This window comes from Stenotrophomonas sp. TWI700 (assembly GCF_039673645.1).
Classification (GTDB): Bacteria; Pseudomonadota; Gammaproteobacteria; order Xanthomonadales; family Xanthomonadaceae; genus Stenotrophomonas; species Stenotrophomonas maltophilia_AA.
The window spans coordinates 13,650-31,617 of record NZ_JBDJMB010000022.1 but is presented as its reverse complement, the minus strand read 5'-3'; the positions used below and the strand labels follow the sequence as shown (position 1 = coordinate 31,617).

At 67.4% G+C, this 17,968-nt stretch carries 15 protein-coding genes; 7 read left to right on the top strand and 8 right to left on the bottom strand.

Translation table 11 applies throughout. From position 1 onward, the window contains the following. Positions 1-62 precede the first annotated feature (62 nt). The 4 genes from ABE473_RS14600 to creB form a co-directional block, all read right to left on the bottom strand. A complete protein-coding gene (locus tag ABE473_RS14600) occupies positions 63-500 on the bottom strand; it encodes a hypothetical protein (protein WP_346489981.1) in 438 nt (145 codons plus the stop codon). Between the two features lie 9 nt (positions 501-509). Continuing rightward, entirely contained in the window at positions 510-1,829 is a 1,320-nt protein-coding gene (gene creD / locus ABE473_RS14595; RefSeq protein WP_176990008.1) for a cell envelope integrity protein CreD, read from the bottom strand. Positions 1,830-1,923: 94 nt separating this feature from the next. Continuing rightward, on the bottom strand, positions 1,924-3,381 hold the full coding sequence (gene creC / locus ABE473_RS14590) for a two-component system sensor histidine kinase CreC (RefSeq protein WP_346489980.1): 1,458 nt from the start codon (positions 3,379-3,381) through the stop codon (positions 1,924-1,926). A 2-nt stretch (positions 3,382-3,383) separates the two neighbouring features. Continuing rightward, positions 3,384-4,073: a two-component system response regulator CreB gene (gene creB, locus ABE473_RS14585; protein ID WP_346489979.1), complete on the bottom strand. Its 690-nt coding sequence runs from the start codon at positions 4,071-4,073 to the stop codon at positions 3,384-3,386. 45 nt (positions 4,074-4,118) lie between these two features. Here creB and rlmJ point away from each other — a divergent pair, with 45 nt between their 5' ends. The 4 genes from rlmJ (at position 4,119) to ABE473_RS14565 (ending at position 10,087) form a co-directional block, all read left to right on the top strand. Beyond that, complete coding sequence (gene rlmJ, locus ABE473_RS14580) at positions 4,119-4,976, top strand: 23S rRNA (adenine(2030)-N(6))-methyltransferase RlmJ (RefSeq protein ID WP_346489978.1); 858 nt, start codon at positions 4,119-4,121, stop codon at positions 4,974-4,976. A 126-nt stretch (positions 4,977-5,102) separates the two neighbouring features. Next, on the top strand, positions 5,103-5,648 hold the full coding sequence (locus ABE473_RS14575) for a GNAT family N-acetyltransferase (RefSeq protein WP_019184458.1): 546 nt from the start codon (positions 5,103-5,105) through the stop codon (positions 5,646-5,648). Between the two features lie 268 nt (positions 5,649-5,916). Continuing rightward, positions 5,917-9,384: a transcription-repair coupling factor gene (gene mfd, locus ABE473_RS14570; RefSeq protein ID WP_346489977.1), complete on the top strand. Its 3,468-nt coding sequence runs from the start codon at positions 5,917-5,919 to the stop codon at positions 9,382-9,384. Positions 9,385-9,490: 106 nt separating this feature from the next. Further along, on the top strand, positions 9,491-10,087 hold the full coding sequence (locus tag ABE473_RS14565) for an HD domain-containing phosphohydrolase (RefSeq protein ID WP_346489976.1): 597 nt from the start codon (positions 9,491-9,493) through the stop codon (positions 10,085-10,087). A 71-nt stretch (positions 10,088-10,158) separates the two neighbouring features. Here the strand turns inward: ABE473_RS14565 and ABE473_RS14560 are convergent, their stop codons facing one another. Beyond that, a complete protein-coding gene (locus tag ABE473_RS14560; RefSeq protein WP_346489975.1) occupies positions 10,159-12,255 on the bottom strand; it encodes a M13 family metallopeptidase in 2,097 nt (698 codons plus the stop codon). A gap of 174 nt (positions 12,256-12,429) precedes the next feature. On the opposite strand from ABE473_RS14560, the gene ABE473_RS14555 reads away from it, so the two are divergent. Further along, positions 12,430-12,852: a hypothetical protein gene (locus ABE473_RS14555; RefSeq protein WP_346489974.1), complete on the top strand. Its 423-nt coding sequence runs from the start codon at positions 12,430-12,432 to the stop codon at positions 12,850-12,852. Between the two features lie 94 nt (positions 12,853-12,946). Here the strand turns inward: ABE473_RS14555 and gpmA are convergent, their stop codons facing one another. Beyond that, positions 12,947-13,696, bottom strand: coding sequence for a 2,3-diphosphoglycerate-dependent phosphoglycerate mutase (gene gpmA / locus ABE473_RS14550; protein ID WP_176990015.1), 750 nt, complete (start codon positions 13,694-13,696; stop codon positions 12,947-12,949). Positions 13,697-13,785: 89 nt separating this feature from the next. Beyond that, entirely contained in the window at positions 13,786-14,817 is a 1,032-nt protein-coding gene (locus ABE473_RS14545) for a cation diffusion facilitator family transporter (RefSeq protein ID WP_346489973.1), read from the bottom strand. Between the two features lie 143 nt (positions 14,818-14,960). On the opposite strand from ABE473_RS14545, the gene ABE473_RS14540 reads away from it, so the two are divergent. Beyond that, positions 14,961-16,385, top strand: coding sequence for a GGDEF domain-containing protein (locus ABE473_RS14540; RefSeq protein ID WP_346489972.1), 1,425 nt, complete (start codon positions 14,961-14,963; stop codon positions 16,383-16,385). Positions 16,386-16,545: 160 nt separating this feature from the next. Beyond that, a complete protein-coding gene (locus tag ABE473_RS14535) occupies positions 16,546-17,619 on the top strand; it encodes a metallophosphoesterase (RefSeq protein ID WP_346490004.1) in 1,074 nt (357 codons plus the stop codon). A 31-nt stretch (positions 17,620-17,650) separates the two neighbouring features. Here the strand turns inward: ABE473_RS14535 and ABE473_RS14530 are convergent, their stop codons facing one another. Beyond that, positions 17,651-17,926: a hypothetical protein gene (locus tag ABE473_RS14530; protein ID WP_346489971.1), complete on the bottom strand. Its 276-nt coding sequence runs from the start codon at positions 17,924-17,926 to the stop codon at positions 17,651-17,653. Positions 17,927-17,968: the final 42 nt, after the last annotated feature.

Sequence of the window (17,968 nt, the reverse complement as noted above, 5' to 3'; positions counted from 1 at the left end):
GGCCAGACCACGAACAATCCCCGAGTCTATCGAGCGCTGGCCCGGTACCCCCGGGCCAAGAGTCATGGTCCGTCCATCCAGCCGTACCAGAGCTGGCTGCGGGTCGGCAGCACCAGCAACCAGCGGCTGCGGTCCAGGGAGGCGCTGGCGTAGACCGGCGCATGCTCGGGCCAGTCGCCGGGCAAGCCGCGGATGCCGATCTCGCGCAGGGCCTGGGCACCTTCGCGCCATGGCCGATACTCGCCACACCACTGCGGCAGCGGCAGGCGCCCGCGCGCCTGCCGTGCCTGTTCCAGAAAGCGTAGTCCCTGCGCTGCGATCGCCTCGCAGGTGACCGGGGCCAGCCCGAAGCGGACCAGGCCCGGTGTCCCCTGCGCGCCCGGCAATGCCATCAGCGGCGACGGCCAGCCCGGCGCCTCGCCGTCCAGCAGCGAGGCCACCTCCAGCCGGGCGGGGAGCGCCCGGCGCATACGTTCCTGAAGACAACGACGCCAGCTCATGGTCGGTCCTTACTTCAGGCTCGCGCCGAGTTCGTACCAGTCGACCCGGCGGGTCACCCACATCACCGCGGCCAGCACGCCGAACAGCAGCAGCGAGCCCATCAGCAAGGCGTTGTTCTCCGAGATCAGCAGCCCGTACAGCGCGCCGTACAGTGCGCTGAGCATCAGCGCGAAGCCCAGTCCGCGTTTCCAGCTTTTCAGCACTCCGGCCAGGTACACGGTCTGGATGCCGATGCACGCCAGTGCCGAGAGCGCATAGGCCTGCCAGAAGGCGATGTGCTCGGAGAGGCTGAGCAGCAGCAGGAAGAAGATCGCCAGTGCCAGGCCGACCATCAGGTACTGCAGCGGATGGATGCGCAGCTGCTTGATCAGCTCGAACAGGATGAAGCCGACGAAGGTGAGCAGGATGAAGAGGATGCCGTACTTGCTGGCGCGGTCGGCCTGGGTATACACATCGACCGGATTGACCAGCTCCACGCTGACGGCTTCGGCGTCGATGTCCGGGCGGTTGCGCAGCTGGTGCTGGGCACGCGAGGCCAGCGAAGACACCGCCCACTGCGCGTCGAAACCCTGCGCGTCGACCCTGCGCTCGTTGGGCAGGAAACTGCCACCGAACAGCGGATGCGGCCACGGCGAGCGCAGCGCGATGCGGCTGTCGTCGCCGACCGGCACCACCGACAGCGACCGGGTGCCATCCAGCACCAGCTCCAGTTCGACCTTGCTGCCCTTGAGCAGCCCGCCGCGTGCATCCTCCAGGCCCGGCAGGCCGACATGCAGGCCGGTGCCGATGCCACTGACGCCGCCGGCATCGGGCAGCAGGTTCAGGGCATTGCCATCCACCCGCAGGTTCGGCGAACCCACCAGGCCGCGCACGTCGGCGATGCCCACGGTCAGGAACGGGGCGCCGTAGACGCGGCCCGCCTTCACCGGGTAATCGTCATCGGCGAATTCGGCGGTGACCGTGGCCTTCCAGCTGTAGACCGGCACGCGGAACAGGCCGACGCGGCGCTCGTCCGGCTGCATCACGCCGTCCACCTTCAGCGTCGCCGGCATCTGCAGCCACTGGCCCTGCTCGACCTGCTTCTCCTTCTTCTTGGTGCCGGCCGCATCCACTACCTCGACCTCGCGGGTCTCGGTCCACGGCACCACGCGGATCGGGCCGGTCAGGATCTGCGCGCCGGCGCGGCTCTGCGCCACGCGCTGGTATGCCTCGTCGCGGTACGCCTCGCGTTCGCGGATCACGCCCTTGATCAGGCTCAGCGGAATCAGCAGCAACAGGATCAGCCCGCCTACGATGGCGAACCGCAACAGCATCTTCAGGGATTTCATGACCCGTCCTCGGTTGGGAGGGGGCCAGCTTCCCGCGCGCCGGTGTGCGGGGTTTGTGCCGGGTTTGAAGTCTGTGTGAAGTGTGGCGCGGTGGTCAGCGCCGCGGCGGGACCGCGGGCAGCCGCGACGGCAGCCACAACACTGCCTGTGCGCCGCCGTCATCGCGGTTGCGCAGGCTCACGCGGCCGCCGTGCAGGCGCGCCACTTCCTGCACGAAGGACAGGCCGAGGCCGGAGCTGCGCTGGCCGGTGCCGGGACGCGCCAGCGAATAGAAGCGTTCGAACACACGGTCGAGCGCGTAGTCCGGCACGCCGCTGCCGCGATCGGCCACGGTCAGTGCGATGCCCTCGCCTTCCACACCCGCACCGAGGGTGATGGCGCTGCCGGCCGGCGAGAAAGCCACGGCATTTTCCAGCAGGTTGTTGAGGGCCTGGCGCAGCAGGTAGCCATCGCCCTGCACGCTGTCGGCCCGCACGTCGACCGCGATCACCACCCCGGCCGCCTGCGCGCGTACCGCCACGGCGTCGGCGGCGGCCTGCAGCAACGGTGCCAGCGCGAGCCGCTCATGCTTCTGCAGCCAGCCGTACTGCTCCACCTCGGCCAGCGCCAGCAGTTTGTCGATGGTTTCGGTCAGGCGCTGCGCCTGGCCTTCGATGCTGCGTGCGAAGTGCGCGCGGTCGGCATCCGGCAGCGGCTCCTGCAGCAGTTCGGCCGCGCCGCGGATCGCGGCCAGCGGGCTCTTCATTTCATGCGTCAGCGACTGCACGTACTGCTCGACGTAGGCCTTGCCTTCCAGCTTGCGGCGCATGGTTTCCAGCGCCTGGCCCAGATCGCCGATCTCATCGCGGCGCGGCTTGGGGGGCGGCACCGGCTCACCGGCACTGACCGCCTTGGCATAGCGGTTGAGCCGGCTCACGCCGTGCATCAGCCACGCGGTCATCAGCAGGCCGATCAGTGCCGACAGGCCGATCAACCACGCGCCACGTTTCATGATGGCGCGCTGGCTGGCCGCGATGAACGGATCGATGCTGCGGTTGGGCTGGGCCAGGCTGAGCACGCCGATCAATCGTTGCCCATCGGCCGGATCGAAGATCGGCGCGGCCACGTGCATCACCGAGTGGGTATCGTCGCCCGGGGTTTCCGGGCTGGAACGCGCGCCATATTCGCCACGCAGCGTGCGGTAGACGTCATTCCAGCGCGAGTTGTCGCGGCCGACATCGCGGCCGGTCGAGTCGTACACCACGATGCCCTTGGCATCGGTGATGGTGACCTGATAATCCAGCGTGCGTTTGGGAAAGCGCCACACCATCGCCTTCGGGTCGCGGCGCTTGGCGCGCGCCAGATCGGCGACGAAGCGGCCGTCGCGGATGTGCCCGGCCTTGAGATCGGCCGCGGCCATTTCCGCCAGCACGTTGGCCGCATCGACCAGCGTGGACTCCATCGCCTGGCGCACGCCGGGCTTCACTTCGTTGACGAAGATGCGCATCACGAAGAACGCGGCGATGCCCACGATCAGGAAGAAGCCCAGGAACAGTTTCAGGCCCAGCCGCATGCCTACACCTCCAGTGCGTAGCCCAGGCCACGGTGGGTGCGGATCGGGTCGGTCGCGGCGCCAGCGGCACGCAGCTTGGCGCGCAGCGTTTTCACGTGCGTATCCACCGTGCGGTCGGCGCTGTCGGCGTCACTGTCCCACCCGCGGTCCATCAGCTGGGCGCGGCTGAGGATCGCGCCGGGGCGCTGCAGCAGGGCCGCCATCAGCGCGTACTCGTAACGGGTCAGGTCCAGCGGCTGGTCGCCGAAGCGGATCCGGCTGCCCTCGCGGTCGATCGAGAAACGGCCGTGCTGCTGCCAGCCCGAGGTCTCCGCGGGCGCCGCCGACCGGCGCAGCCGCGCACGGACCCGCGCCACCAGCTCGCGCGGCGAAAAGGGCTTGGCCATGTAATCGTCCGCGCCCAGTTCCAGCCCAAGCACGCGGTCGAACTCGTCATTGCGGGCGGTCAGGAAGATCACCGGCACCTCGCTGAAGCTGCGCAGCGTGCGGCAGACCTCGAAGCCGCTCATGTCCGGCAGGCCGACGTCCAGCACCACCACGTCGAACGCCTGCTGGCGCAGCCGGGCCAGCGCCTCCCCGCCGAGCAGGCAGTGGTGGGCGCCGTAGCCTTCGCTGCGCAGCGCATACAGAACGGTGTCGGCGATGGCGGTTTCGTCCTCGACCACCAGGACGTTGTGCAGGGGGTGGTTCATGCGCGCAGCATAGCCGCTGGGCCCGCCGCCCCGTACACTGCCCCGATGAATTACCGCCACGCCTTCCATGCCGGCAACCATGCCGATGTGCTCAAGCACATCGTGCAGCTTGCCCTGCTCGACACCTTCAAGCGCAAGGACAGCCCGTTCTTCGTGCTGGACACCCACGGCGGCGCTGGCCGCTACCTGCTGGCCAGCGAGGAAAGCCGCAAGACGCTTGAGGCCGAGGACGGCGTGATGCGCCTGATGGCCCAGCCGCAGCTGCCGGCGGTGGTCGAGCGCTATCTCAAGGCGGTCCAGGCCGACAATCCGGTCGGGGCGATGATCAGCTACCCCGGCTCGCCGTTGCTGACCGCCCAGACCCTGCGCGAGCAGGACCGCATGGCGGTCTGCGAGGTCCAGGATGCCGAAGCCGCCGCGCTGAAGGCGCTGTTCGCCCATGACAGCCGCGTCGCGGTGTACCACGCCGACGGCTACGCCCAGAACAGAAAGCTGCTGCCGCCCAAGGCCAACGGCGTGAAGATCGGCCGCGGGCTGGTCCTGATCGACCCGCCCTACGAGGGCCAGGACGCCGAATACCAGGCCATCATCGCCTCGGTGACCGAGATCCTGGGCCGCTGGCCGCAGGCGAGCTTCGCGATCTGGTTCCCGATCAAGCAGCGCCGGACCATCCTGCATTTCCTCCGCAAGGCCTGCGCCCTGCCGGTGAAATCGGTGCTGACCGCCGAGCTGTTGATCCGCCCGGACGACTCCCCGCTGCGGCTCAACGGCAGCGGCATGCTGCTGCTCAACCCGCCGTGGCAGTTCGACCAGGTCCTGGCCCCGGCGATGCCGGCGCTCAAGCAATACCTGGGCGAGGCCGGCGCCTCGACCCGCCTGCAGTGGCTCAAGCAGGCCGAATGACCCCTCCAGGCCAGACCGGAACCCCGGCCTGGCCGGCTCCTCCCGGCCGGATCGGCGTGAGTGATCCGTTCACGGAACGCTGCCCCCGGGATGCGAGAATCCTGAGACCACCAAGGAATCACCGGTATGGCTACCCGTAACCGCATGCCGCCCTGGCACGAGATTTTCAAGGCACCCAGTGGCCACGAGCTGCTGATCCGCCCGATCCGGCCGGAAGACGGCCCGCCGCTGCATGCTGCCTTCAGTCTGTTCGGCCCCGAAGAGATCCGCGACCGTTTCCTGCAGTCGGTGACCGAGCTGTCGCCGGAAACGACGCAGCGCCTGACCCACCCCAATCCCAAGAGCGAAATCACCCTGGTCGCGGCCGAATCCCTGCCCGCCGGTGAAGCCGTGGTGGGCGCGGTGGCGCGCGCCTCCATCATCCCCGGCACCCGCGAAGCCGAGTACGCGATCCTGGTCAGCCGCTTCCTGGTCGGCCAGGGCCTGGGCCGGCAGCTGATGCGCAAGCTGGTGAAGTGGGCGCGCGGCAAGTACCTGGATCGCCTGTACGGCGATGTCGCTGAAGAGAACGAGCCGATGAAGCAGCTGGCCGCCTCGCTGGGCTTCCAGCCGATCCCGCACCCGAACGGTACCCCGGGCCTGGTGCGCATGGTGCTCGAACTCGACAGCTGAAACAGGGCGGATGTCCGCGCCCTGATGGGTAATGCCGGCCGCTGGCCGGCTGGCCTTGCCCCGGTAGTGCCGGCCGCTGGCCGGCTCCCCTGAACATCACGCATCGCCTGGAGCCGGCCAGCGGCCGGCACTACCGTTGACTTCCAGCGGCCGGCACTACCGTTGACTGCCAGCGGCCGGCACAACCGGCAACATGGCACGGGCCGTGCGTTTGCCCGCCACCGGATGACGCGGCCGCCACGCTGCGGTCTGCTAAAATCGACGGTTCATGTCACGCACCTCCTATCCCGTACCGCCGCTGCCACGTCCTGGACAGCTCCGCGCCTGGTGGCGCGCTCCCGCTTCGGCGACAGCGCTGGCGTGGTACATCGCCCGCGCGGCGCAGTCGCACGACGGGCCGTTGCTGGTGGTCGCCCGCGACAACCACGGCGCGAACCAGATCGAAGCGGACCTGCACACCCTGCTGGGCACCGCCGGCGACGTGCCGATCGTGGCGTTCCCGGACTGGGAAACCCTGCCTTACGACGCCTTCAGCCCGCACCCGGACATCATTTCCCAGCGCCTGGCCGCGCTGCACGCCCTGCCTGCGCTCAAGCGCGGCATCGTGGTGGTGCCGGTGCAGACGCTGCTGCAGCAGCTGGCCCCGCTCAAGTACGTCATCGGTGGCAGCTTCGACCTGACCGTCGGCCAGCGCCTGGATCTGGATGCGGAAAAACGCCGCCTGGAATCGGCCGGTTACCGCAACGTGCCGCAGGTGATGGACCCGGGTGATTTCGCCGTGCGTGGCGGCCTGCTCGATGTCTACCCGATGGGCGCCGACGCGCCGCTGCGGGTGGAACTGCTCGACGAAGACATCGATTCGATCCGCGCCTTCGATCCGGAATCGCAGCGCTCGCTGGACAAGGTCGAGGCCGTGCACATGCTGCCCGGCCGTGAAGTGCCGCTGGATGATCTCAGCGTCTCGCGCGTGCTCAACACGCTGCGCGAACGCTTCGACGTGGATACCCGGCGCAGCGCGCTGTACCAGGATCTCAAGGCCGGTATCGCGCCGGCCGGCATCGAGTACTACCTGCCGTTGTTCTTCGACAAGACCGCGACCCTGCTCGATTACCTGCAGCCCAACGTGTTGCCGGTGCTGGCGCCGAACGTGTTCGATGCTGCGGCCGCCTTCTGGGCGCAGACCCAGAACCGCTACGAGCAGCGCCGTCATGATGTCGAACGCCCGCTGCTGGCGCCGGAAGAGCTGTATGCCAGCCCCGAACAGCTGCGCGCCACGCTCAACGGCCTCGCCCGCGTGGAAGTCTGGCCGCCGGATCACGATCGCATCGGTGATGCACAGCCGCTGGGCGACCAGCCGCTGCCCCCGCTGCCGGTGGCCGCGCGCGATGCCCCGGCCGCCGAGGCACTGAAATCCTTCATCGGCCACTACCCGGGCCGGGTACTGATCGCCGCCGATTCCGCCGGCCGCCGCGAAGCCCTGCTGGAAGTGCTGCTCGCCGCCGAGCTGAAGCCGCCGGTGGTTGCCGATCTGCCCGGCTTCCTGGCCGACGACAGCGTGCGCTTCGGCATCACCGTGGCGCCGCTGGAAGATGGTTTCGCGCTGGAAAATCCGCCGATCGCGGTGCTGACCGAGCGCCAGCTGTTCCCCGAACGGGCCGGCCAGCAGCGCCGCAGCCGCCGCGCCGGGCGCGAGCCCGAAGCGATCATCCGCGACCTCGGCGAGCTCAGCGAAGGCTCGCCGATCGTGCATGAAGACCACGGTGTCGGCCGCTACCGCGGCCTGATCGTGCTGGATGCCGGCGGCATGCCCGGCGAGTTCCTGGAAATCGAATACGCCAAGGGCGACCGCCTGTATGTGCCGGTCGCCCAGCTGCACCTGATCAGCCGTTACTCCGGCGCTTCGCCGGAAACCGCGCCGCTGCATTCGCTCGGTGGCGAGCAGTGGACCAAGGCCAAGCGCAAAGCAGCCGAAAAAGTACGCGATGTCGCCGCCGAACTGCTGGAAATCCAGGCGCGTCGGCGTGCCCGTGCCGGCCTGGCGCTGCACGTGGACCGTGCGATGTACGAACCGTTCGCGGCCGGCTTCCCGTTCGAGGAAACGCCGGATCAGCTCGCCGCGATCGACGCGACGCTGCGCGATCTGGCCAGCAGCCAGCCGATGGACCGCGTGGTCTGCGGCGACGTCGGCTTCGGCAAGACCGAGGTCGCCGTGCGCGCCGCGTTCGCCGCCGCCAGCGCCGGCAAGCAGGTCGCCGTGCTGGTGCCGACCACCCTGCTGGCCGAACAGCATTACCGCAATTTCCGCGATCGCTTCGCCGATTGGCCGCTCAGGGTGGAGGTGCTGTCGCGCTTCAAATCCACCAAGGAGATCAAGGCCGAACTGGAGAAGGTCGCCGCCGGCACCATCGACGTCATCATCGGCACCCATCGCCTGCTGCAGCCGGACGTGAAGTTCAAGGACCTCGGTCTGGTCGTGGTCGATGAGGAGCAGCGCTTCGGTGTGCGCCAGAAGGAAGCGCTGAAGGCGATGCGCGCCAACGTGCATCTGCTGACGCTGACCGCCACGCCGATTCCGCGCACGCTCAACATGGCCATGGCCGGGCTGCGTGATCTGTCGATCATCGCCACGCCGCCGCCGAACCGGCTGGCGGTCAAGACGTTCATCACCGCCTGGGACAACGCACTGCTGCGCGAAGCGTTCCAGCGCGAGCTGGCCCGTGGTGGCCAGCTGTATTTCCTGCACAACGACGTGGAGAGCATCGGCCGCATGCAGCGCGAGCTGTCCGAGCTGGTGCCCGAAGCGCGCATCGGCATCGCGCATGGGCAGATGCCCGAGCGCGAGCTGGAGCGGGTGATGCTGGACTTCCAGAAGCAGCGTTTCAACGTACTGCTGTCGACCACGATCATCGAATCGGGCATCGACATCCCCAACGCCAACACCATCATCATCAACCGCGCCGACCGCTTCGGCCTGGCCCAGCTGCACCAGCTGCGCGGCCGCGTCGGTCGCTCGCATCACCGTGCATACGCCTACCTGGTGGTGCCGGACAAGCGCGCGATGACGCCCGATGCCGAGAAGCGCCTGGAGGCGATCGCCTCGATGGACGAGCTCGGCGCCGGCTTCACCCTGGCCACCCACGATCTGGAAATCCGCGGTGCCGGCGAGCTGCTCGGCGAGGACCAGAGCGGCCAGATGGCCGAGGTCGGCTTCAGCCTGTACACCGAACTGCTGGAACGTGCGGTGCGCAGCATCCGGCTCGGCAAGCTGCCCGACCTGGATGCGGGTGAAGAGGCGCGCGGCGCCGAGGTCGAGCTGCATGTTCCGGCGCTGATCCCCGACGCCTACCTGCCCGACGTGCATACCCGCCTGACCCTGTACAAGCGCATCAGCAGCGCGCGTGATACCGGCGAGCTGCGCGAACTGCAGGTGGAGATGATCGACCGTTTCGGCCTGCTGCCGGACCCGGCCAAGCACTTGTTTGCGATTGCCGAGCTCAAACTGCAGGCCAACGTGCTGGGCATCCGCAAGCTGGCACTGGGCGAGAACGGCGGCCGCATCGTGTTCAACCCCAAGCCGGAAATCGACCCGATGGCGGTGATCCAGCTGATCCAGAAGCAGCCCAAGCTGTATACGATGGATGGGCCGGACAAGCTGCGCATCAAGCATCCCCTGCCGCTGCCCGAAGACCGCTTCAGTGCCGCCAAGGCGTTGCTGCTGACCCTGTCCCCGCGCTGATTTCACGCCTGGCGCCGGTCGCCAGGCGGTATCTTTCCACCGGCACGGGCGGCATGCCGTCCTGCCAGGATGGCGGTCTTCCGGCCGCCCACCACCGGACGCCCCCATGTTCGACTCCCCCCGGTTCGACGAGGCCCATCCGCAGGCGTGTTCCATCGATGCCCTGTCGATGTCACTGCAGATGCGCGACCAATACACCCGTTTCCACTGCGACCGCGTCGGCCTGCTGGGCGAACAGCTCGGCCGCCTGTGCGATCTGGATGAGGCGGAGCGCGCGCATCTGGCGCTCGCCGCGCGCTTCCACGACATCGGCAAGATCGGTATCCCCGACGACGTGCTGCTGCACCCGGCCCGCCTGGATGACGAGCAGCGCGCGATCATGCGCACCCATCCCGAGCGTGGCGAACGCATTTTCGCCGCGACCGGGCGCAGCGACGCGGCCGCGGTGGGCCGCCTGATCCGGGCACACCACGAAGCCTTCGATGGCGGCGGGTATCCGGACGGCCTGAAAGGCAGCGAGATCCCGCTGGCCGCCCGTGTACTCACCATCGTCGACGGTTACGACGCGATGACGAGCAACCGCCCCTACCGTGGCCCGATACCCCACGCCAAGGCCATGGCCATCCTCGCCGAGCAGCAGGGCGGCCTGATCGATCCGGACGTGTTCGCCACGTTCACCCGCATGATCTCCACTGCTGTCTAGCGCCACACCCTGCATGGCCCACAAAAAACCCGGCGAATGCCGGGTTTTTCGTTTCACTCAACCGCGTGCGATCACCAGATCACGACGCGCTTGTCGTCGGCCCGCACCATCGCGTCGCCCGCCTTGCACTCGAACGCCTGCGCGTACGCCGGCATGTTCGACGGCGCGCCGTTGGCACGGAAGTTGGCCGGGGCGTGCGGATCGGTGTTCAGACGCACGCGCAGCTCGCCTTCATTGAAGTTGCGGCGCCACACGGTGGCCCAGTTCATGAAGAAGCGCTGGTCCTGCGAATAGCCGTCGACCTCGACGTTGGCCTTCGGGTCTTCCTTCAGCGCCATCTGCAGCGCGTCATACGCCACGGTCAGGCCACCCAGGTCGCCGATGTTCTCGCCCAGGGTCAGCTTGCCCTTCACGTTCACCCCCGGCAGCGATTCATAGCCGTCGAACTGCGCGACCAACTGGTCGGTACGCTGGGTGAAGGCAGCACGGTCGCTGTCGGTCCACCAGTTGTCGAAGTTGCCGTTGGCGGCGAACTGGCTGCCCGAGTCGTCGTAGCCATGCATCATCTCGTGGCCGATGACCGCACCGATGCCGCCGTAGTTCAGCGCCGGATCGGCCTTGGCGTCGAAGAACGGCGCCTGCAGGATCGCTGCCGGGAACACGATCTCGTTCTTGGTGGCGTTGTAGTAGGCGTTGACGGTCTGCGGGGTCATGCCCCACTCGGTCTTGTCGACCGGCTTGCCGATCTTGTTGAGCATGTAGCGGTAGTTGAACGTGCGCGCCGCCTGCATGTTGCCCAGGTAGCTGTCGCCGTTGGTTTCCAGGCCCGACCAGTCGCGCCACTTGTCCGGATAGCCGATCTTCGGGGTGAAGCTGGCCCACTTCTCGAGCGCCTTCTTGCGGGTGTCTTCGCTCATCCACTCCAGCTTCTCCAGGCGCGCCTTCAGCGCCACCGAGAGGTTCTCCACCAGGTGCTGCATCTGCACCTTGGACTCGGCCGGGAACACGGCGTCGACATACATCTGGCCCAGGCCTTCGCCGATGGCACCATTGACCGACTCCAGCACGCGCTTCCAGCGCGGCTGCATTTCCTTCTGCCCACGCAGGGTGGTGCTGTAGAAATCGAAGTTGGCCTTCTCGAAGGCGCTGCTCAGGTACGGCGAGGCGTCATCGATCGTGTGGAAACGCAGGTAGGCCTGCCAGGTAGCAGCCGGGACATCGGCCAGCATCTTGTCCACTTCACCGAAGAAGCCCGGCTGGGCCATCGAGAACTTCTGCGCGGCCGGCACCTTCAGGGTGTCGAACAGCGCGGTCCAGCTGAAGTTCGGGGTCAGCTTGTCCGCGTCGGCAGCGCTGACCGGGTTGTAACGCTTGGCCGGGTCACGCATCTCGATGCGCGACATCGAGGCCTTGGCCAGACGCGTTTCGAAGTCCATCACGGCCTTGGCCTGGGTCTTGGCCTGCCCGGCATCGACGCCGGACAGGGTCAGCACCTGCGCGATGTAGGCAACGTACGCATCGCGGATCTTGGCCTGCGCGTCGTCGAAGTAATAGCCCTTCTCCGGCAGGCCCAGGCCGCCCTGGCCGACATACGCGATGACGTTGGCCGAGTCCTTGTAATCCGCATTGGCGAACAGCGAGAACAGCACGCCCTGGCCCTGTGCCTGGCTGTCGCGCAGGTACTGGGTGATGGCGGCGGTGTCGTTCAGCGCGGCGATCTTGTCCAGCTGCGGCTGCAGCGGGGTGATGCCAGCGGCCTCGATCTTGGCTTCGTCCGAACCGGTCTTCCAGATGTCGCCGATCTTGGCTTCCACCGAACCGGCCTTGGCCTGGGTGGCGGCAGCCTGCTGGACCAGCGCGTGCTGCACTTCCAGCGAGCGCTCGCGCAGGATTTCGAAGCTGCCCCAGGTGGTCTGGTCGTTCGGCACCGGGTTGGCGGTGAGCCACTTGCTGTTCACGAACCCGTTGAGGTCGGTACAGGCGGCGATGGCGGTATCCAGATCGGCAGTGTTGAGCGAGATCAGCGCGGTCTTGATCTGCGACTGATCAAACGCCGGCTTGGCCGCATCGGCGGTGGCGGCAGGCGCGGTATCGGTCTTGCCGCAGGAGGCAAGCGACACGGCGATGGCGACGGTCAGGCCCAGCGGGACCAGCTTGGAAAACTTCATTCGACTCTCCGGCTACAGATGGATGCATCACCCGGATCACGGGCAATCGGGCAGCGTAGCGCGGGAGGGGCCGGGGCGGACCGGCCAAAGGTCACATACCGGGAGCGACGAGAAGCCTTGCCGGCAGAGCAGCGGGAGCTCTATGGTGAGAAATCCTGAAAAATGTGAGTTGCAATGAATAAATACAGGCTTGTAGAACAAGAGAATGAGTGGGGATGCGGCGTCGCTTGCGTGGCGTCTCTTCTTGGAATTGAGTACGACGCAGCCCTCAAACGGCTTGAGCACCATAAGAACGGGAAACTGGACCAAAATCCGCTTGGACTAGATATCCATGAAATCATCTGGTCCCTCTCAGACCACGATCTGTGGTACATCGCAGATTGGCGCAGACCCGCGCAGTTCCCAGTAGGATCGATCGTCTGCATCCGAGGCAAAGCGCCCTACCAGGATGATCACTATTTGCTGATGACGCCCCACGGCTGGATGGACCCGTGGCACAACACCAGCAAAAACGTCTCCGCAATCAAAGCTGATTATCGGGATGCTCTCCCCATTGGCACAGAATTTGTTGTTGCGCTGATGCCACGAGAACCGTGAAGCCCCACCGGAGCGCAGGGAGCCAAGCTGTGGTGGAGCGCCCGATTTCAATGGCGAACAAAACAAAAGGCCGGCTTTCGCCGGCCTTTCGTTGTTACCTCGCTTTACCCTGGTTCGCCACAGCCTCAGCCGCCTTGCGTGCCGCCTCCGGGTCGCCCAGGTAGCGGAACGACTGCACCGTCAGGTCGTCGTTGAGTTCGAACAGCAGCGGGATGCCGGTCGGGATGTTGAGCTCCAGGATCGCTTCCTGCGAAACGTTGTTGAGATACTTGTACAGCGCGCGCAGCGAATTGCCGTGGGCGGTGACCAGTACGGTCTTGCCATCCTTCAGCTGCGGGGCGATCGCATCGAACCAGTAGGGCAGCACGCGGTCCAGCGTGGTGGCCAGCGATTCGGTGCCCGGCAGCGCATTGCGGTCCAGCCCGGCATAGCGACGGTCGTGGATCGGGTGGCCCGGATCCTCGATGTCCATCGCCGGCGGCGGGATGTCGTAGGAGCGGCGCCAGATCTTGACCTGGTCCTCGCCGTGCTTGGCGGCGGTCTCGGCCTTGTCCAGGCCCTGCAGCCCGCCGTAATGGCGCTCGTTCAAGCGCCAGCTCTTGCTGACCGGCAGCCAATCCTGGTCCAGCTCGGCCAGGGCACCCTGCAGGGTGTGGATGGCGCGCTTGAGCACCGAGGTGTGGGCGACATCGAACTGCAGCCCTTCTTCACGCATCAGGCGGCCGGCGGCGGCAGCCTCGCGGCGGCCCTGTTCGGTCAGTTCCACGTCCACCCAGCCGGTGAAGCGGTTGTCCAGGTTCCACTGGCTCTGGCCGTGGCGCAACAGTACGAGTTTCCGGGTCACTGCAGTATCTCCGACAGATGGCAAGGCAGGCCCGCATTGTAGCGGCAACCCTGCCCTGCCCGTCCGCCGTACGGCCAAGAAGACAGCCCTCAGGGATGCGGATGCCCGTGGTGGCCCTGCGCGTCCGGTGCAGCGCGGCGGCTGTCGTGGCTGCCGTGCGCGTGGCCGGCATGGTCATGGGCGGCGTGATCATGCCCGGCATGGTCATCGGCATGCCGGTCGCGCCGGCTGCCGACGCTGCAGGGATCCCCACAGTGGTCGGCCTCGACCTGCAGGGTCACGTGATCGATGCCGTACTGATCGTGAAGATCGGCACCCAGCTCGCGGCGCAGGCGGTCCGCATCCACGCCGGTGCCCATCACCACGTGCGCGGTCAGTGCCGGCGTGCTGGAGGCCAGCGCCCACACGTGCAGGTCGTGCACATCCACCACGCCATCGTGCGCGCACAGCGTGCGCCGCACCGCGGCGACATCCATGCCCTTGGGCACGCCTTCCAGCATCACGTTGATTGCTTCACGCATCAGCACCCAGGTGCGCGGCAGCACCCACAGCCCGATCAGCACGGCCAGGATCGGATCGATCGGCTTCCAGCCCGTCCAGCGGATCAGCAGCGCGCCGAGGATCACCGCGACCGAGCCGAGCATGTCCGCCCAGACTTCCAGATACGCGCCCTTGACGTTGAGGCTCTCGCCGCTGCCCGCGCGCAGCAGGCGCATCGAGATCAGGTTGATGACCAGCCCGAACACCGCGATCACCAGCATGACGGTGGACGCGATCTCCTGCGGGGCGCGGAAGCGCTGCACGGCTTCCCAGAGAATGTAGCCGGCCACCACGAACAACATGCCGCCGTTGATCATCGCACCGAGCGCTTCCAGCCGTGCGTAACCGTAGGTGCGCTTGGCATCGGGTGGGCGCCGGCTCAGCCGGACCGCGACCAGCGCGATCATCAGCGCGAGCGTATCGGTGGCCATGTGCGCGGCATCGGACAGCAGCGCCAGGCTGTTGGTCCAGAACGCGCCGGCCACCTCCACCAGCAGGAACGTGGTGGTCAGCCCCAGCGCCCACCACAACGGTTTTTCGTGGCGGATCTCGCTGGGCAGATGGTCGTGGTCGTGACCCATGAAAGCTCTCCTGGACAATGCCGGCAGGTTAAGCAGCGCCTCGCGCGGAGACTATTACACTTACTGCAGCGTTCAGTTTGCACCTCAATAACAACAGCGCCCGGCCGCTACCTCTCGACGGCCTGTGTGGCGGGAAGACAATCGTGCATAACGTTCCAAATCTTGATGATGCCAGCCAGCCGCTCGCGCTGGCCTGGAGCCAGACGCTGGCGCAGGCGCCGGCCGCCGCGGCGACACTGTTGGCGAGCCTGTCGGCGGAAAGCCCGCCCGAGCTGGCCCACCACTTCTACGATGTGCTGCTTGAAGACCCGCGCGCGGGCCGCTTCCTCTCGCACGACCAGGTGCGGCTGCGCCTGAAGCCGGCGATGCAGCGCTGGCTGCAGCAGATCCTCACCGCCACGCCGGACAGCATCAATGCGCTGGTCGCCGCGCAGCGCGTGATCGGTGACGTGCACGCCCGTGTCGGCATTCCGGTGGATCTGGTCGCCCGCGGCGCGCGCGTGCTCAAGCACCGCCTGTTCGATCGCATCATCGCGCAGGCCGACGAAAGCGCCACCGCGTTCGCGGCGATCCACTGTCTCAGCGCGTCGATGGATATCGCGCTGGAGGGCATGACGCTCGCCTATACCCACGCACGTGAGCGCTCCTCGCGTACCGATGCGGCGTATCGCCTGTTCTCGCTGGTGCAGAACGTCAGCACCGAGCGCGAACGGCAGCGTGCCCTGCTGCTCGACTGGGAAAACGCCCTGCTCTACGCGATGGCCAGCCAGAATGCCGAGGCAGAGCTCACCGGACTGGCGCAGTCCGAGTTCGGCCTGTGGTTCACCCACAAGGGCATTCCCAGTTTCGGCGAAAGCAGCGAGACCGGCCAGGTCGGTGCGTTGGTGGCCGCGGTCGATACGCAGCTGCAGGAAGCCCTGGCGCATGCCGATTTCGCAGCGCGCTTCGGCGCGTTGCAGGGCATCCGCGAGCGGCTGGCGCAGATCCGTACGTTGATGGGCATGCTGTTCGAGCGGATCGGCGAACTCGATGCCGGCAGCGATGCGTTGACCAACCTGCTCAACCGCCGCTTCCTGCCGACCGTGCTGCGCCGTGAAATCGAACTGGCCAATTCCACGCAGACCCCGTTCTCGGTGCTGTTGCTCGATCTGGATCACTTCAAGGCGATCAACGATGCGCACGGCCACGACGGCGGTGACCGCGCCCTGCAGCACGTGGCCGCCCTGCTGGGCCAGCTCACCCGCGGCAGCGATTATCTGTTCCGCTATGGCGGCGAGGAGTTCGTGGTGGTGCTGGTGGCCGCCACCGACGTGCAGGCCGAAGTAATCGCCGAGAATCTGCGCAAGCACATCGCGCAGAGCCCGGTGCAACTGGCCACGGGCGCGACGCTGTCGCTGACCACCAGCATCGGCGTCGCCGCGCATGATGGCCATCCCGACTACGAGCGGCTGATGGCGCGTGCCGATGCGGCGATGTACCAGGCCAAGAAACGCGGTCGCGACCGGGTGGTGCTGGCCAGCGACGACCTGCCCGATGCACCCGGACGACAGGCCCTGCAGCGCGGGTGAGGCGCCTGTTGCGGCATACCGGGCTGACCAATGGCGCATGCCCGGCGCGCTCTGTGCGGCGTAGCATCGCCGCATTGCCGTCCGCCACAGGAACACCCCGATGTCGATCCGCCGCGCCCTGACCCGCCCTGCCGTGCTGCTGCTCCAGTCGGCGCTGCTGATGGCACCGCTGCCGGGCGCCGCGCGCGAGGTAGCCGCACCGGCCGAGCACGTCGATGCCGACGGCCCCTATGTGTTCCGCACCGCCACGGGGCTGGAGGCGGCCTGGGTATGCAAGGACCAGGTGATCCGCCGCACACTGCCGGCGCGCGGCGAGGCCACGGTGATCGCGCCCGCGTGCGGCTATCCGCACCCGCTGAGGGTGCTGCCGCCGCGCATGGCGGAAATCGCCCGGTTCCCGGCCACGCCGCGGATCGTCGCGCTGTCGGACATCCACGGTCAGTACGGCCTGCTGGTGAAGCTGCTGCGCGCCCACCACGTGATCGACAACGAGGACCACTGGGCGCTGGGCGACGCCACGCTGGTGGTGGCCGGCGATGTGTTCGACCGCGGCCCGCAGGTCACCGAGGCCTTCTGGCTGCTGTACAGCCTGCAGCAGCAGGCCGCGGCCGCCGGTGGTGCGGTGCACTTCGTGCTCGGCAACCACGAGACGATGGTGCTCTACAACGACCTGCGCTACGTCAACCCGAAGTACCTCAAAACCGCGCAGCTGCTCGGCCGCTCCTATCCGGCGCTGTATGGCCCCGATTCGACGATCGGCCAGTGGCTGCGCACCCGCCCGGTGCTGCTGCGCATCGGCGATACCCTGTTCCTGCACGGCGGCATCGCACCGGAGAACCTGGACCTGGTCCGCGGGATGGACGCGACCAATGCCGGTTATCAAGCGGCGGTCGGCCTGCCCAAGGACCAGGTCAAGGCCGCGCCGGACACCGCCCGCCTGTTCGACGGCAAGACCAGCCCGATCTGGTACCGCGGCTACTTCGATGGCCGCATGGACACCGCCCAGGTGGAGACGCTGCTCGAACAACTGGACCTCGCCCGCATCGTGGTCGGCCACACCTCGATGCCGCATGTCAGCAGCTTCCACGGCGACCGCATCATCGCCATCGACAGCAGCATCAAGAACGGCGAGAACGGCGAGCTGCTGTTCATCGAGAACGGCACGCTCAGCCGCGGGCTGCTGGACGGCTCGCGGGTGCCGCTGGCCGAAGGCCGGCTCGGCGAGAGCGACTGACCGGCCGTTCTCGCCGGTCAGCCCGCGCAGCTCACCGTGGCCTGTAAATGCGCGAGACCATCCAGCCGCCGTGACTGCGGAAGCGGCCGCTGTCGCCGGTCAACGCGAAGCGCACTGCGACGACCACGGCGCGCCCGCGGGAGCAATGCCAGTCGCGTGCTTTGCGGTAGGCCTTCCGGAAGGCACGGAACGGGCCGCGTGCCTGCGTGGTGTCCAGCTCGGCGTCCGTCGGGTCCAGGGCATCGGCAGAGGCTGCTGGCGGATTCGCTGCAGCGCGGGTGGCGTCCGGATGGAGATGGTGTGACATGGCTTCCCTTCGATCAACGAGGCCCGGAATCGGCCTCCTGAT